The sequence below is a fragment of the Candidatus Palauibacter sp. genome, from assembly GCF_965197445.1.
Classification (GTDB): Bacteria; Gemmatimonadota; Gemmatimonadetes; order Palauibacterales; family Palauibacteraceae; genus Palauibacter.
On sequence record NZ_CBDANE010000005.1, the window covers coordinates 1390755 to 1406658 of the forward strand.

Genomic DNA, 15904 nt, shown 5'->3' on the forward strand with positions numbered 1-15904 from the left:
AGCGGCCGGGGCTCGCGCGATAGACCCATAGGGAAGGGAACCACGATGACTCGATCCGACCGGCCGATCTCACCGACGGCGATCCGGCTGCTGGCCACCATGCTGCTGGCCACCCCGCTGCTGCTCGTCGCGTGCGGGCCGCAGGCGGACGTACCCGAGAGCCAGGCATCCGCGGCCCCGGCGCCCAGCGAAGTCCCGGCGATCGAGGCCGAGCACCTCGAGTACCTCCGGGCGAACTACGAGAAGTCCGAGTACATGGTCCCCATGCGCGACGGCATCGAGTTGTACACGATCGTCTACGCCCCCCGGGACCGCTCCCGGGAATATCCCATCCTCCTCTTCCGCACTCCGTATTCCATCGGCCCCTACGAGCCGGGCGAGTACCGGAACCCGCTCGGACCTTCGAGGGAGTTCGACCAGTCCGGGTACATCTTCGCCTTCCAGGACGTGCGCGGGCAGTTCAAGTCCGAGGGCGAGTTCGAGGTCATCCGCCCCCCCGCGCCGGAACCCCGCGGCCCGACCGACCCCGACGAGACTACGGACAACTACGACGCGATCGAGTGGCTGCTCGCGCACGTCGAAGGCCACAACGGCCGCGTCGGGCAGTGGGGGATCTCCTATCCCGGCTGGCAGACCGTGATGGGGATGGTGGACGCGCACCCGGCGCTCGTGGCCGCCTCACCCCAGGCCTCGCCCTCCGACATGTTCATCGGCGACGATTGGCACCATAATGGCGCCTTCCGAATCATGTACGCCTTCTCCTGGCTGTCCGGGAACGCCCGCCGGCGCGACGGCCCGACGGAGACGCGCGGCGCCCGCTTCGACTACGGTACACCGTCCGGATACGACTTCTTCCTCAACGCCGGGTCCGCCGCGACCGTGGACGAACTCTACTTCCACGGAGACGTGCCCGCGTGGCGCGATTTCATCGAACACCCCGACTACGACGAGTTCTGGCAGGCGCAGAACGCCCTCCGCTACCTGGACGACGTCCGCCCGGCGACGCTGAACGTGGCGGGCTGGTTCGACACCGAGGACTTCTACGGCCCCATGTCCATCTACCGGACGGTCGAGGAGGAGAATCCCGGGCTGGAAAACACGCTCGTGGTGGGTCCGTGGCTGCACGGCGGCTGGAGGCGCATGGACGGCGACTTCCTCGGCTGCATCGCCTTCGACACGAAGACCTCGCTCCACTTCCAGACCGAGTTCCAGTTCCCCTTCTTCGAATACCACCTGAAGGACGAGGGGATGTGGGACGCGACGGAGGCGAACGTCTTCCTCACGGGATCGAACGAATGGCGCGCCTACGATTCATGGCCGCCGGCGGGCGTCACCTCCACGAGTCTGTACCTGGGTTCGGACGGAACGCTGAGCTTCGAGCCGCCGTCGCAGACCGGGGACTCCGCCGCGGACTCCTACGTCAGCGATCCGGCCAACCCGGTGCCGTTCAGCGCCGAGGAGCGCACGACGCTGGGCCACCTGTGGAAGGTCGAGGACCAGCGCTTCGCCTCGGAGCGCCCCGATGTCCTCGTCTACCAGTCCGAACCCCTGGAGGAGGACCTCACGATCGCGGGGCCGATCGGGGCCGAGGTCTTCGTCTCCACAACGGGGACGGACTCCGACTGGATCGTCAAACTGATCGACGTCTATCCCGACGACGCGCCGCCCAGCGCGAACTGCGATGTTCCCATGGGCGGATACCAGATGCACCTGGCCGGGGAGATCATGAGGGGCCGATTCCGGAACGACCTCGAGAATCCTGAGCCAATGGTGCCCGGCGAGGTCACGAGGATCGAGATTGATCTCCGGGACCGCTTCCACACCTTCAGGGCGGGGCACCGGCTGATGGTGCAGGTCCAAAGCTCGTGGTTCCCGGCCTACGACCGGAACTCGCAGACGTTCGTGGACACGTACCGCGCCTCACCGGACGACTACCAGGCCGCGACGCAGACTCTCTACCGCTCGGCGGAGCACCCGTCGCGAGTGATCCTCGGCGTCCTGCCCCGATAGCCGCCGGTAGCCCTGGAAGCTTGGGCCACCAGACGTTCCCGCGGGAACGTTTCCTGGGGGTCGCGGCGTTGGGTGGTCAGTTCAGCGTGGCCATGCCAGCGCGCCCGGCAGGCCGCGGCTGAACAAGGCCTCGAGACCCCGCTCCGGGGACAGAGCCCCAACATCCACGACACTCCCGGCGAGCGCGGCGGGCGGCGGATCACGCAGGAAGGCGCGCACCTGTCCGGTCCGCGGGTTCTGCAGGATGACCATGGGGCGGTCCGTGTCCCCGTCCAGGGTCGCGGTCCCGCCCGGCCCGGACAGCGTAATCGTGGCAAGATCGCCAGCCCACTCCCTTTCCACCGGGAGCAGGAACGCGAACGCGGAACTCCCATCGCCGTCGGCGGTCGCCGGCATGTCGAAGCTCAACGAGAACAGCAGGTCGTCCCTGACCGTCCGCCCCTCAAGCTCGAAGGCGCCACCCCCGGGTGCGGGGAGTGCGGGCGGCGCGTCGACGACGAACGCGGGTTCGACAAACGGTTCGCCCCGCCCGTTGATGCCGCCCCACAGCAGGAGCGACCGGGCGGCCGGCGTGGCCGCAGCCCCCACGGCGGCCGCCGTGACGCCCTCGTCCCGAATGCGGAAGAGGATGGCTTTGGTGAAGTGATAGCCGCTGATCCAGCGAGGATAGCAGTAGGACATCAGGTCAGGGCTGCCCGGCGAAATCAACTGCCGACTCCCGAACGCACGGTGACCCAACCCCCAGGAGCCGATGCTCCCATCCGCGTGGGGATACGATGGGTCGACACGCGTGGGGTCTCCGCACGGGGCGTGACGCAGGCTCATGTTGTGCCCGAGTTCGTGGGCAATAGTAGAACCGAAAAGTTGCGCGAAACTCGAGCGCCCTCGGATCCGGGCCCGGCCTGCGCCCCCCGTCACGGAACCGGACATCATGCCCATGTAGTGGCCGCGTGCGCCCTCCATCGCCCGGATCGTGGCCGTCTGGGACAGCAATTCGCGGGCCTCGTTAGTCGAGCTCAGCACGGGCTCGTGCGCTGTCACCTTCAGGTCGCCTACCGGCAGGAGCGTGCGCGTGTCGCGCAGGAGCCGGCCGCCCCTGGGGTCGGCCGCCATGGCATCGATCGCCGCCACGATCGTCTCGTCCGGCGCTGCGCTCCACAGGAAGGGGATCAGGGTAAGGTCCAGTTCGGGCACCTCTAGCACATCCACTGCCATGCGGCCCGTCTCCGGGATCCTCCGCGCGACGCCGAGCGCGGCGTCCAGCGTCCTCTCGGGGTCGATCTCGACCACGAGTTCCAGCCCCGGCCGGATGATCTCGCCGGGGATGTCCGCGTTCGCCGACGCCGCCAGACGACCTTCGTTCACCGATGTCGGGATGACCGCCGTCCCGGCCGGGATCTCCGCCGTGTGCGTCTCCACACCGTTCACGTAGAAGGTGGCCCGCACGGGTGGGATCAACTCGGCGGTCGAGTGCGGAGCGGTCACGAACACCCTCAACAACGCGGGCCTGTCCGCGACCAACGGCACGGGAATCGAACGCGACTGCACGGCCTGCGTCAGGTACGCCATCGCGGGGCCCGTGTCGTCGAGGCAACGAGGCACCTGGCTCGTGACGCGCCGGATCCACGCCTGGAAGTCGGGATCCACCGGGGCACAGAGGGCCGTGCCGACGGTCTCGAACGTGGCAAGCCGTTCCAGAGCTCTCAGGCTCGACGGGAGGGGCCCCGCCAGACGCGAGTTGTTCGACAGGACGAGCAGCTGAAGCCACGTCAAGCGACCGAGTTCGGGAGGCACGGCGCCGCTCAGGTCGTTGCCGTTGAGCGACAGACTGTTGAGGCTGGCGAGGTTCTCCAGTTCGGGCGGGATCCTGCCCGTGAGCCCGTTCTCGTGAAGCCGGAGATGTGCAAGGTGGGCGAGGCGTCCGAGTTCCGGCGGGATCGACCCGCTCAGACTGTTATGGTCAAGCCGCAGCTCGTCCAGACTACCGAGATTCCCCAGTCCGGGCGGGATGTGTCCGCTGAGTTCGTTGCTCTCAAGCCACAGCCACTCCAGACCGGGAAGATCGCCGAGTTCGGGCGGGATGCGGCCCCTCAAGTTGTTGAAGGCGAGATTCAGTACGGACACCCGTCCATGATCGTCGACCTTCACGCCGTGCCAGGCCTCGAGCGGCGCGTCGGTGAGCCAGTTGTCGCTGTGGTGCCACTCGGGCCCGTTCGTCGATTCATAGAGCTTCCACAGCGGGACGAGCTCTGGCCGGACCGGGGCGGAGACCGGAGGCGTGGGCGAGGGGTCGGGTTCGGCGGGGCCGTCGCCGCACGAGACGGCGAGCACGGGCGCGAGGAACGCCAGCGTCATGGAAAGCGCCGCGATCCGACGACGGCTGGGCTTCCTGCAGAGATGCGTCATTCCACTTCGGGCTTATCCGGGCCACACGCTCGGCTCTTCCGCACGACTCGCTTCGGACCCAATGTGCGAAAGACCGTTCAAGAGAATATAGAGGATGAAAGGCGGGACGAAATGATCCAACACAGATTCCGGCACGCTGTGCGTGGGGCGACGGCCTTGGCGCTCGGAGGATTCGCGGCGGCGGCCGTGGCGGGTTGTGCTCCGGGCGGCGAAGGGGAGTCGGCGACCGGCGAGGCGGGGACGGCGGTCTCCTTCCCGGCCGAGCCGCCGGACGGACCGATGCCCGAGATCGGGCCGGCGCCGGAGGGCTACACGCCCACGGCCGCGGGTGCGCCGTCCACCGACATCTGGATGGCGGCACTGGTCCGGGAAGCTGGGGTGCTCTCGATCCCGGATCTGGGCCGCGCGACGGACCGCGACGGTTACGACAACCAGCCGAGCTTCCTCCTCGATGGCTCGGCGATCCTCCATACGGCGGCGCTGGACCGAACGCAGACCGAGATCATGCGCCTCGCGGAACCCGGGACATCGGAGCGGCTGACGAACACGGCGGAAGCGAGCGAGTTCTCGGCGCTTCAGATCCCGGGGCAGGATGCCTTCTCCGCGATTCACGAGATCCGGGGCAAGCAGTACCTGTGGCGCTACGCCCTCTCCGGCGAACCGCTCGGGCCGATCTTCGCGACCGCCGAGCCCGTTGGCTACCACGCCTGGGCCAACGAGCGCGTCGTGGCGATGTTCATCCTCGGAAACCCGCCCACGCTCCAGGTCGGCGACGCGCTGACCGGCGATATCCAGGTCGTTGCCGAGCGCCCGGGGCGGTCCATCCACCGGATTCCGGGGACGGAGGAGATCTCCTTCGTGAGGAAGGTGTCGGACGAGGAGTGGTGGATCGAGCGCCTCGACCCTGTCGCGGGAACCACGGAACGGATCACGCAGACGCTGCCGGGCCGCGAGGACTACGCCTGGACGCCCGAGGGAGAGATGGTGATGGGGGACGGATCGCGCCTCTACGCCTGGTCGCCGTCCTCGGAATGGACCGAGATTGCGGACTTTTCCGACCTCGGCGTCGCGGGGATTACGCGCTTGGCCGTGAGTCCCGCGGGCGACCGGATCGCGATCGTCGCCAACAGGCCGGGAGGGGGAGGGTGAGACGTTCCCGCGGGAACGTCCCGGCGCCCGTAGCGGCCGTCAGGCGCCGGTGGGGGCCGGGTCGAACAGCAGCCGGTCGAGTCCCTGCGTGAGGCCCACCCGCTCCGGCGCCAGTCGTGCGGCCAGGAGCGTGCCTCCGACGTAGGGTTCGGCGCTCGACCCCGCGTCGTGCCGGATCGTGAGCCGTTCGCCGGGGAGCCCGAAGATCGATTCCACGGATATGACGTAGCTCGGGAGCCGGAGGGAGTGGACCTGCGCCCCTCCGATCGTGGCCCCGCGCGCTTTCCGTGAACCGAGCGTCTCCTCGACCGGCCGGGCGAATTCATTGGCCGCGACCGTCCCCAGAAACTCCGCCAGTTCCTGCGCGGTGCCGCTGGGGGCGTCGGGTTTGGCGGCCGAAGCCATGTCGATGATCTCCCAGTGCGGCACATGGCGAGCCGCGATCCCGGAGAAGTGCTTCAGCAGCGCCGCCGTGATCGAGAAGTTGCCCGCGGCGATCACCCCGACGCCGTGCTCGCGGGCAGCCTCGTCGATCTCGGCGTAGTCCTGAGCCGTGAGCCCGGAAGTTCCGACGACCGCGGCCACTCCCGCCTCGATCGCGACCATCACGTTCTCGTAGACGGCCGTTGGGTGCGTGTAGTCGATGTAGACGTCCGCCGGGGCCTCGAGCGCCGCCCGCACGGTGGCGGTGACGCGAACCGCCGAACCGTCCGCCTCGCCGCGAAGGGCGCCCACTGACTCGCCCACCGCCTGCCGCGCGACCGCGCCCACCAGTTCGAATTCGTCCGAATCGAGGACCGCGGACACGATGCTCTCGCCGGTCCACCCCGTCGCCCCGCCCACACAGACCCGAATGTTCATTTCGCTCTCGTCTCTCCTCGACGCTCCCGACGTTCCCGCGGGAACGTAACGAACCGTGTCCGGGATGGTATGTTGTGGCTCCAGCACCCCCCGGAAGCGAGGATGAGAGCATGAGCATGGATCGTCGAGACTTCGTTCGGACCTCCGCCGCCGGCCTTGCCGCCGCCGCCGCACCCGCCGCTCTGGCCGCGGAAACTCGCCCTTCCCGAGCCTCCGCCCGCTTCGGCGCGCCTGCCGTCCGGCGCTCCCGGGCCGCGCGACCCATCGTGATCTCCGACCTCAGCGGGATCCGCTTCAGGAACGGCGGGCCCGAGAGTTCCGTCGAGCGCGCCTTCCGTGGCATCTCCGAGGGCGAGGACGTACTCGACGCCCTCGTCGCGGGCGTGAACATTCCCGAGAACGATCCCACGGAGATGGGGATCGGTTATGGCGGACTCCCCAACGCGGACGGCGTGGTCCAGCTCGATGCCTGCTGCATGCACGGCCCCCGTCGCTGGGCGGGCGGCGTCGCGGCGCTCGAGGGCGTGCGCACTCCGTCGCTCGTCGCGAAGGCGGTGGCCGAACTCACCGACCACCATCTGCTCGTCGGGGCCGGAGCCCAGGCGTTCGCCCGCCAGCTGGGATTCGAGATCGAGGAAGACCTAAACACGGAAGCGTCCCGCGCGCTGTGGCTCGAATGGCGCCGCCGGATCGACCCCGGCCACTGGCTCGACCCCCGCAAGCGGCTCGATGCGGGCCTCGCCATGGTCGACGAGGGCCTCATCCCCGCCCACTCGTTCCGGGGCACGACCAACTGCGACGCCGTGAACGCGGACGGCGACATCTGCGGCGTGACCACCACGAGCGGGCTCTCATGGAAGATCCCCGGCCGCACCGGCGACTCGCCGATCCTCGGCGCCGGCCTGTACGTGGACAACGATGTGGGTGCCGTCGGCTCGACGGGTCGGGGCGAGGCGAACCTCTACAACCTCTCGTCCTTCCTCGCCGTGGAGTTCATGCGACAGGGCATGAGCCCGCTCGACGCCGGTATGGCGACCCTCAAGCGGATCAAATCCAACACCGTCGAGTCGAGGCTCCTCAACGACCGCGGCCTGCCGAACTTCGATGTCCGCTTCTTCATCCTCAACAAACAGGGCGAGACGGCGGGCGTCGCCATGTACGGATCCGGCGAGACGCACTACGCCGTCTGCACCGACAACGGGGCGGAGGAGCGACCGTTCGAGGGTCTGCTGGAAGGCTCCCCACGTTGACAGCCAAGCTTGTTGCCCCCTAAACGGGGGGGGAGTATTACTCTGTCGCCGTAGGTACCCCTGGTCGGCATGCATAATGCATAAAATGCATGCACGGCCTGTTTCCATCCCCCGACTGAGTGAGGCGCAATGGACGGGCACAACGCTAGGCACCACCTGATTCGATCTCTTGCGGTTCTCGCCCTTCTCGCTGGAATCACCTCCTGTGGAGGAGACGGAACCACGGATCCGCCACCTCCGCCCCCGCCCCCGCCGCCACCCGCGCCGGTGGCCCCGGTGGCGGTCGGATCGATACCGGCCCAGGTGATGACCGCGGGACAGTCGGTGACCGTGGACGTGTCTCCGTTCTTCAGCGATCCGGATGGGGGGGCCCTGACGTACACCGCCGCCTCGTCGGACGACGGCGTGGTGTCTGTTTCCCTGTCCGGCAGCAACCTGACGGTAGCGGCCGTGGCGGCGGGGACGGCGACGGTGACGGTGACGGCTACCGACCCTGACGGCCTCACAGCGACGCAGAGCGCGGGGGTAACCGTCGAGGCGGCCAACAATGCGCCTGTGGCGGTGGGGGCGATTCCTCCGCAGACGATGACGGCCGGCCAGACGGTGACGGTGGACGTGTCTTCCTTCTTCAGCGATCCGGACGGGGACGACCTGACGTACACGGCGGAGTCGAGCGACGCGGACGTGCTCACGGCGAGCACTTCGGGGAGCAGCCTGACGGTCACGGCGGTGGCGGCGGGGACGGCGACCGTGACGGTGACGGCTACCGACCCTGACGGCCTGACGGCGACGCAGAGCGCGGGGGTAACCGTCGAGGCGGCCAACAATGCGCCCGAGGCGGTGGGGGCGATTCCTCCGCAGACGATGACGGCCGGCCAGACGGTGACTGTGGACGTGTCTTCCTTCTTCAGCGATCCGGACGGGGACGAACTGACGTACACGGCGGAGTCGAGCGACGCGGACGTGCTGGCCGGCGAGCATTTCGGGGAGCAGCGTGACGGTAACGGCGGTGGCGGCGGGGACGGCGACGTGACGGTGACGGCTGCGGACCCTGACGGCCTGACGGCGACGCAGAGCGCGGAGGTGACCGTCGAGGCGGCCAACCAGGCGCCTGGAGGCGGTGGGGGCGATTCCGGCGCAGGCGATGACGGTCGGCGACGAAGTGGTCGTGGATGTGTCTCCCTTCTTCAGCGATCCGGACGATGACGAACTGACGTACACGGCGGAGTCGAGCAACGCGGACGTGCTCACGGCGAGCATTTCGGGGAGCAGCCTGACGGTCACGGCGGTGGCGGCGGGGACGGCGACCGTGACGGTGACGGCTGCGGACCCCGACGGCCTGACGGCGACGCAGAGCGCGGAGGTGACCGTCGAGGCGGCCAACCAGGCGCCTGGAGGCGGTGGGGGCGATTCCGGCGCAGGCGATGACGGTCGGCGACGAAGTGGTCGTGGATGTGTCTCCCTTCTTCAGTGATCCGGACGATGACGAACTGACGTACACCGCGGACGACGCGGACTGACGTACACGTGCGGAGTCGAGCGGACGCGGCGCGTGGCGTCGGGCAGGGCAACCAGGCGCCCGAGGCGGTGGGGGCGATTCCGGCGCAGGCGATGACGGTCGGCGAGATCCGGACAGGGACGAACTGACGTACACGGCGGAGTCGAGCGACGCGGCCGTGGTCGGGTCAGCGTCGAGGGAAGCAGCGTGACGGTAACGGCGGTGGCGGTAGGTACGGCCACGGTGACGGTGACGGCTGCGGACCCGGACGGCCTGACGGCGGCGCAGGGCGCGGAGGTGACCGTGGAGGCGGCCAACCAGGCGCCTGGGGCGGTGGGGACGATTCCGGCGCAGGCGATGACGGCCGGTGACGAAGTGGTCGTGGATGTGTCTCCCTTCTTCAGCGATCCGGACGACGACGAACTGACGTACACGGCGGAGTCGAGCAACGCGGACGTGGTGACGGCGAGCATCGAGGGGAGCAGCCTGACGGTGACGGCGGTGGCGACGGGGACGGCGACGGTGACGGTGACGGCGTCGGATCCGGACGGCGAGAGCGCCGCGCAGAGCGCCGGGGTGACGGTAGAGGCGGCCAACAACGCGCCCGAGGCGGTGGGGGCGATTCCTCCGCAGACGATGACGGCCGGCCAGACGGTGACGGTGGACGTGTCTTCCTTCTTCAGTGATCCGGACGACGACGACCTGACGTACACGGCGGAGTCGAGCGACGCGGCCGTGGTGGCCGTCAGCGTCGAGGGAAGCAGCGTGACGGTAACGGCGGTGGCGGTAGGTACGGCCACGGTGACGGTGACGGCTGCGGACCCGGACGGCCTGACGGCGGCGCAGGGCGCGGAAGTGACCGTGGAGGCGGCCAACCAGGCACCTGGGGCGGTGGGGGCGATTCCGGCGCAGTCGATGACCGAGGGCGACGTCTTGACCGTGGACGTGTCTTCGTTCTTCAGCGCAGGGCGCGGAAGTGACCGTGGAGGCGGCCAACCAGGCACCTGGGGCGACCGTGGGGGCGGTGGGGGCGATTCCGGCGCAGTCGATGACCGAGGGCGACGTCTTGACCGTGGACGTGTCTTCGTTCTTCAGCGATCCGGACGGGGACGAGCTGACGTACACGGCGGAGTCGAGCGACGCGGACGTGGTGGCCGCCAGCATTGAGGGAAGCAGCTTGACAGTTACGGCGGTGTCGGCGGGCACGGCGACGGTGACGGTGACGGCGGCGGACCCCGATGGCCTGACCGCGGCGCAGAGTGCGGAAGTGACGGTCGAAGCCCGCACCGGATTCCGGGACGACTTCGACTCCGACGCCAGCCTGGACGATTGGGAACTCTACAACGCCGCCGCTGAGGTGGTCGACGGGGTTCTACACTTGACCGGCACGGACGCGAGTCTCCTTGGAAGTGCAGATCGCGTGCTCGAAACCCCGGTGACGGAGTGGGTGCTCGGCACGAGAATGGCCCGGGACGCGGTCGACGAACCCGGGCTCGTGTATTGGGTGACCGGCCACGACCGATTCGCCGTCTTCAGGTTGGTGATTCTTGCCTTCGACAATGGCGAGAACTACAGGCTGACTTTCTATGATGCGCAACAGCAGGGCTTTTTCTCGATCACCGAATTCCGCGGCAACTCGGATGCCATCGCCGAAGAGCCGGGGGAATTCATGGATATTACTTTCTCGCACCAGAACGGAGAATTCGCCCTCGTCGTGGGAGACACGGAGTTGGTCCGCGTGGCCACCTCCGGTAGGATCGCGGGCATCCGGCTGAGCGACTTCCTCGGCCGCGTACAGGAAGTCTGGCTCGGTGTGGGTAGCAACGGCGACAAGGGACTCTTCGATTGGGCGGATTTGAACGGTACCGAGATCAGCGGACGGATGGCGGATAGGCCAGAGGCGCCGGGAATCGACTCTCTGCGTCGTATGAAGGATGTGAATCGAGCGCGGTTGGACATCCCGACCCCAAGCCTCACATTGAAGAAGGATCGGTAACGAGGATTGGAGCGCTCCCGCCGATTCTGCGGCGGGAGCGCGTCCGCTCCGCGAGACGTGAGGTTCGCCTCGGGGAGACGACGACTACGCGGACTAGCGGCGGTCGCAGTCGTGTGGGCCGCCGCCTGCGGAGACGGGGATCCGGACGGCACGGGTCCGACTCCTGTACAAACCGGCCGCCGCAGGCGGTGGGGACGATCCCCGAGCGGATGCTGTCCGTCGGGGAAACACGACGGTGGACGTGTCGTCCTACTTCAGCGACCCGGACGGCGACGCCCTCTCCTACACGGCGGCTTCATCGAACGCCGGGGTCGCCGAAGCCTCGGTGTCGGGCAGTTCCGTGGCGGTCGCCGCGCACGCGAGGGGTGTGGTGACAGTCACGGTGACGGCGCGCGATCGCGGCGGCGGCTTGAGCGCCTCCTCCCCGTTTGCCGTCACGGTCGAGGTCGCCGAGGGCAGATTCCAGATCGAACTCGTGTTCGTGACGTCCATGACCCAATCGCGGGAGGCGGCGTTTCGCCGTGCGGCACAGCGCTGGATGACGATTCTGGCGCCGACCGAACTCCGGGACTTGCGGCGGTGGACGAAATCGATGGTCCGGGCGGGACCTTGGCACGAGCCGGCGCCTGCTGGCGGCGGACCGGGACCCTGATGCCTCTGTATGGCCGCATGGAGTTCGACGTAACCGACCTCCGGGGATATCGAGGCGCTAAAGTGCCGGTGGAGAACATGGGCGGACCCGGATCGCGCAACAGTCACTGGAGAGAGACGGTCATGGTGACGGAACTCATGACCCCCAGCGTCGTGGTAGGAGGTTCCAGCCCGTTGAGTGCAATCACCATCCAGTCCCTGGCGGACATCGGCTACGCGGTGGATCGGACCGTGGCCGACCCGTACCGACTCCCCGATGCCGGCGCCGCGCGGGACATCGATCCAGGCCGGCTGATTCCGTACGGCGACGACATCTGGCGCGGGCCGATCATCGTCGTCGACCGGGACGGACGGATCGTGCGCGTGATTCCGGGTCTGGACGACGCCGATCGCCGCCGTTACTAGCGGTTGTATTCGGGCGTCGGCCCCCGGAGCCGGGCCCAGACCCCGTCGCAGGCGGCGAGCACGTCGGCTCCCAGCGGCGGAGCCTCGAACGCGGCGAGGTTCTCCTCCAGATGCTCCATGCGGGAAGCGCCGAGGATGATGCAGTCGGCCCCATCCTGCGCCCGCAGCCAGCCCAGCGCGAGTTGCACCGGCGTGAGGCCCGCGTCACCCGCGATCGCCTCGACCTCGCCCACGGCGTGGAAGTACTCGTCGTGCCAGAACCGGTCCAGGTACATGCGGTTGCCGTCGAAGCGCGTCCCCGGCAGCGGTGACTCCGGGTCCTGTTTCCCCGTCAGGAGTCCGCCCGCGAGCGGGTTGTAGACGACGTTCGAGATCCCGTAGCCCTGGGTGAACGCGAGGTACTCCTGCTCGATCCCGCGCGCCGCGAGGTTGTACATCGGCTGCGCGATCCACGGCTTTGCCCAGCCCTCCCGCTCGCAGATCGCGAACATCTCGCACATCTGCCACGCGCTGTAATTGGAGGTCGCCGGATAGTGGATCAATCCCTCGACGCGAAGTTCCTCGAGCGCGGCCAGGCTTTCTTCCATGGGCGTGTCATAGTCGGGAAGGTGCAGGTAATAGATGTCGAGATAGTCGGTCCCGAGCCGCCGCAGCGAGGCCTCGATCCCACGACGGATCGCATCGCGCGACAATCCCGTGTATTCCGTCGGGTCTCCCATCGGGTTCCGGACCTTGCTGGCGAGGACGATGTCCCCGCGGCGGTCTCCGAGAACCTCGCCCAGGATCTTCTCCGACAGTCCCTGGTTGTAGACGTTCGCGGTGTCGAAGAAGTCGACTCCGTGATCGAGGCACATGTCGACAATTGCGAGGGCGGCGTCGACATCGGTCTGTGATCCGAAGGTCATCGTCCCCATGCACGCACGGGACACCTCGAGATCCGTATTGGCGAGCTTCCGTCTCTCCACGGTGCGTCGTCTCCCCCCGGAGTCATGGCTGGTTGGCGACCCACTATACGCGGCGCGTCCCGGCGACGGCGAGTGTCGATCAGCCCGACCGACGCCCGCTCGGCACCCGCCCCTTGAACCGTTCCCGTCACGGTGCGAATGTCCGGGGGATGCCGGGGGAGGAGCGCCCCGGACGGCTGCATGACCCGAACTCGGGACGGAACTCATGGCCACTCGCCCGCTCGAGACCCGGACGCTGCAGGAACTCGCTTCGAATGCCGCCGCCCGCTACACCGCGGCGAACCCCCTGAGCCAGGCGAGCTTCGAGCGCGCGACCGAGTACCTCCCCGGCGCGGACACCCGGACGGTCAACCACTACGCGCCCTTTCCGGTCACCATTGTCCGAGGGGAAGGCGCCCGGCTCCACGACCTCGATGGCCACGTCTATCTGGACTTCCTGAACGACTATACGGCCGGCCTCTACGGGCACTCCGATCCCACGATTCAGGCGGCGGTGGTCGAGGCGGCGGGGAAGGGCTTCACGCTCGGCGGCCCGACCCCCAATCAGCAGGAATTCGCGGAACTCATCTGCGGGCGCTACCCCTCGGTCGAGCGCGTGCGGTTCACGAACTCGGGGACGGAGGCGAACCTGATGGCGATCAGCCTCGCGCGCGCCGCCACGGGCCGGGACGGCGTTCTCGTGTTCGACGGCGGATACCACGGCGGCCCCCTCAACTTCTCGGAGCCGGACCGGCGGCTGAATGTTCCGTTCCCGTGGGTCGTCGGAGACTACAACGACGCCGAGTCGGCACGGTCGCTGATCGAGGGGCGGGCGGGTGAACTCGCGTGCGTACTCGTCGAACCCATGCTCGGCGGCGGCGGCTGCATCCCGGGAACCCGGGTCTTCCTGAGCGCGCTGCGGGACGCCACGCAGCGGGCCGGCGTGCTGTTGATCTTCGACGAAGTGCAGACCTCGCGTCTGGCGCCCGGCGGCCTGCAGGAAGCGCTCGACGTTCACGCCGACCTCACCAGTCTCGGCAAATACCTCGGAGGCGGCGCCTCGTTCGGGGCTTTCGGGGGGCGGGCCGACCTCATGGACCGGTTCGATCCGCGCCGGGAGGATCACCTGAGCCACCACGGAACCCACAACAACAATGCGCTCACGATGGCAGCAGGGCTCGCCGGACTCCGCGACGTGTTCACGCCCGATGCGGTGCGTCGGCTGACCCGGCGCGGGGACGCGCTGCGGGCCGCCCTCAACGGGGTCGCCGCCGGGAGGGACGCGCCGGTCCAGGTCACGGGGCGTGGTTCCATCATGATGGTGCACTTCCAGCGGACGCCGATCCGCCGCCGGGCCGACCTCGCCGCCACGCCACAGGCGGCGCGCGACCTGTTCCATCTCGAGATGCTGCTCGCCGGGTTCTGGGTCGCGCGCCGCGGCTTCGTCACGGTCTCCCTCGCGCACGACGATGACGACTGCGACGCACTGGTCGAGGAGTTCGACGCGTTCCTCGCCGAGACACGCCGCCGCCATCGACGCGCCCTCGCCTGACGCGCGGGGGGGCCCTCACCCCTTCAGCGGGGCCTGGAGTAGTTTCACTTCGACAGCAGTTACTGACCGCGACCGATCAGAGGGTATTCGATATGATGTCCCGCATGATGTCCCGCACGGCGTTGAGACTGCGAGAAGCGGTGAAGGCGATCGCCTTCGTTTCGCTTCCCATAACGGCCATCGTCCCGCCGGCGGCCGGCCTGCAGGAGACGGACTGCGGCGACCGGGCTTCGCTTCATGTCCTCGTCACGGATGAGTCCGGGGCGCTGGCCCTTCCCGGGGCCACGGTCGTGCTCCGCTGGACCGATGTCGTGCTCAGGCCGATTCGGGACCCCGCCGCCGCCGACGGGCGCTTCTCCCTCTGTATCCCAAGGGATGCGTCGGGGGCCACGCTGTGGGCGGAGTTCGGCGACGATTCGAGCGAAGAGGCGGTCGTCACCTTCGAGCCCGGCACCACGCGCGAAGTCCAACTCCGGGTCCTGTTCGGGACGGTGCAACCGGGGCGCATCGTCGGCCGGGTGCTCGATGGCGCGACCGAAGATCCGGTGGCCACGGCGGCCGTCTCCGTGGTCGGACGGCCGCAGGAGGCGCAGAGCGACCGTCAGGGCCGGTTCGCCCTCAGCGGCGTGCCCGCCGGGGAGCACTCGATCGAGGTGCGACGCATCGGCTACGCGTCCCTCCGGTATCCCGTGACGGTGATCCGCGGGCTCACGACGGAACTCGAGATCGGCCTCGTGCCCTCGCCCGTGGAGATGGAGCCGCTCGTGGCGACGGCGACGAGACCCCGCCGGCTCGAGATCAAGGGTTTCTACGAACGCAAGTACTTCGGTGAGCTGCTCAGCGGCGGCACCTTCTTCACGGTGGAGGACATCGACCGCCGCCGTCCACTGCGCATCAGTCACATGCTCGCCGACGCCCCCGGGATCCGGCTTCAGTGCCCCGGTTCGGGTCGGCGCGGCTGCTGGGTCGAGAGTTCGAGGGCGGCGGCGGGCTTCACCCCGGGCGGCTGTGAACTCAAGGGGTATCTCGACGGGAGTCCGATCTCGGTCCGGGACCTCGACACGATCGTGCTGCCGGTGGAGGTGGCCGGCATCGAGGTGTACCAGGGCGCCGGCGAGCTTCCGCCGGAGTTCGGGGGATACGACGCCCGGTGCGGCGCCGTCGTGATCTGGACGAAATAGC

General features: G+C 68.5%; 14 protein-coding genes. 11 read left to right on the plus strand and 3 right to left on the minus strand.

The window, feature by feature from the left end:
- The first annotated feature begins 45 nt into the window (after positions 1-45).
- Positions 46-2010 carry a CocE/NonD family hydrolase gene (locus ACN9M6_RS13430; RefSeq protein ID WP_419163399.1) on the plus strand — a complete coding sequence of 655 codons (1965 nt, stop codon included), beginning with the start codon at positions 46-48 and terminating at the stop codon, positions 2008-2010.
- Positions 2011-2091: 81 nt separating this feature from the next.
- On the opposite strand, the gene ACN9M6_RS13435 is transcribed toward ACN9M6_RS13430, so the two are convergent.
- Positions 2092-4416 carry a leucine-rich repeat domain-containing protein gene (locus ACN9M6_RS13435; RefSeq protein ID WP_419163400.1) on the minus strand — a complete coding sequence of 775 codons (2325 nt, stop codon included), beginning with the start codon at positions 4414-4416 and terminating at the stop codon, positions 2092-2094.
- A gap of 111 nt (positions 4417-4527) precedes the next feature.
- Here ACN9M6_RS13435 and ACN9M6_RS13440 point away from each other — a divergent pair, with 111 nt between their 5' ends.
- Complete coding sequence (locus ACN9M6_RS13440) at positions 4528-5565, plus strand: hypothetical protein (protein ID WP_419163401.1); 1038 nt, start codon at positions 4528-4530, stop codon at positions 5563-5565.
- Positions 5566-5604: 39 nt separating this feature from the next.
- On the opposite strand, the gene dapB is transcribed toward ACN9M6_RS13440, so the two are convergent.
- Positions 5605-6426, minus strand: coding sequence for a 4-hydroxy-tetrahydrodipicolinate reductase (dapB, locus tag ACN9M6_RS13445; protein ID WP_419163402.1), 822 nt, complete (start codon positions 6424-6426; stop codon positions 5605-5607).
- Between the two features lie 110 nt (positions 6427-6536).
- Here dapB and ACN9M6_RS13450 point away from each other — a divergent pair, with 110 nt between their 5' ends.
- The 7 genes from ACN9M6_RS13450 to ACN9M6_RS13480 all read left to right on the plus strand — a co-directional run bounded on the left by ACN9M6_RS13450 (position 6537) and on the right by ACN9M6_RS13480 (position 12226).
- Positions 6537-7676, plus strand: coding sequence for a N(4)-(beta-N-acetylglucosaminyl)-L-asparaginase (locus ACN9M6_RS13450; RefSeq protein ID WP_419163403.1), 1140 nt, complete (start codon positions 6537-6539; stop codon positions 7674-7676).
- Positions 7677-7952: 276 nt separating this feature from the next.
- A complete protein-coding gene (locus ACN9M6_RS13455; RefSeq protein WP_419163404.1) occupies positions 7953-8882 on the plus strand; it encodes an Ig-like domain-containing protein in 930 nt (309 codons plus the stop codon).
- Positions 8821-9150, plus strand: a complete 330-nt coding sequence (locus tag ACN9M6_RS13460; protein ID WP_419163405.1) for an Ig-like domain-containing protein — start codon at positions 8821-8823, stop codon at positions 9148-9150. The genes ACN9M6_RS13455 and ACN9M6_RS13460 overlap by 62 nt, the downstream gene beginning before the upstream one ends.
- 231 nt (positions 9151-9381) lie before the next feature.
- Entirely contained in the window at positions 9382-10341 is a 960-nt protein-coding gene (locus tag ACN9M6_RS13465; RefSeq protein ID WP_419163406.1) for an Ig-like domain-containing protein, read from the plus strand.
- Positions 10223-11170 (plus strand): Ig-like domain-containing protein, encoded by a 948-nt coding sequence (locus tag ACN9M6_RS13470; protein WP_419163758.1) that lies wholly within the window; start codon positions 10223-10225, stop codon positions 11168-11170. Before ACN9M6_RS13465 ends, ACN9M6_RS13470 begins: the two co-directional genes overlap by 119 nt.
- 163 nt (positions 11171-11333) lie before the next feature.
- On the plus strand, positions 11334-11822 hold the full coding sequence (locus tag ACN9M6_RS13475) for an Ig-like domain-containing protein (RefSeq protein WP_419163759.1): 489 nt from the start codon (positions 11334-11336) through the stop codon (positions 11820-11822).
- Complete coding sequence (locus tag ACN9M6_RS13480; protein WP_419163407.1) at positions 11822-12226, plus strand: leishmanolysin-related zinc metalloendopeptidase; 405 nt, start codon at positions 11822-11824, stop codon at positions 12224-12226. The genes ACN9M6_RS13475 and ACN9M6_RS13480 overlap by 1 nt, the downstream gene beginning before the upstream one ends.
- Here ACN9M6_RS13480 and ACN9M6_RS13485 read toward each other — a convergent pair.
- Positions 12223-13191 (minus strand): aldo/keto reductase, encoded by a 969-nt coding sequence (locus ACN9M6_RS13485; protein WP_419163408.1) that lies wholly within the window; start codon positions 13189-13191, stop codon positions 12223-12225. The genes ACN9M6_RS13480 and ACN9M6_RS13485 overlap by 4 nt on opposite strands.
- Before the next feature lie 205 nt (positions 13192-13396).
- Between ACN9M6_RS13485 and ACN9M6_RS13490 the strand changes: the two genes are divergently transcribed.
- Both ACN9M6_RS13490 and ACN9M6_RS13495 read left to right on the plus strand, forming a co-directional pair.
- Positions 13397-14722 (plus strand): aspartate aminotransferase family protein, encoded by a 1326-nt coding sequence (locus tag ACN9M6_RS13490; RefSeq protein ID WP_419163409.1) that lies wholly within the window; start codon positions 13397-13399, stop codon positions 14720-14722.
- Positions 14723-14826: 104 nt separating this feature from the next.
- The gene (locus ACN9M6_RS13495; RefSeq protein ID WP_419163410.1) at positions 14827-15903 is read left to right on the plus strand and encodes a carboxypeptidase-like regulatory domain-containing protein; all 1077 of its coding nucleotides are present in this window, start codon (positions 14827-14829) and stop codon (positions 15901-15903) included.
- Position 15904: the final 1 nt, after the last annotated feature.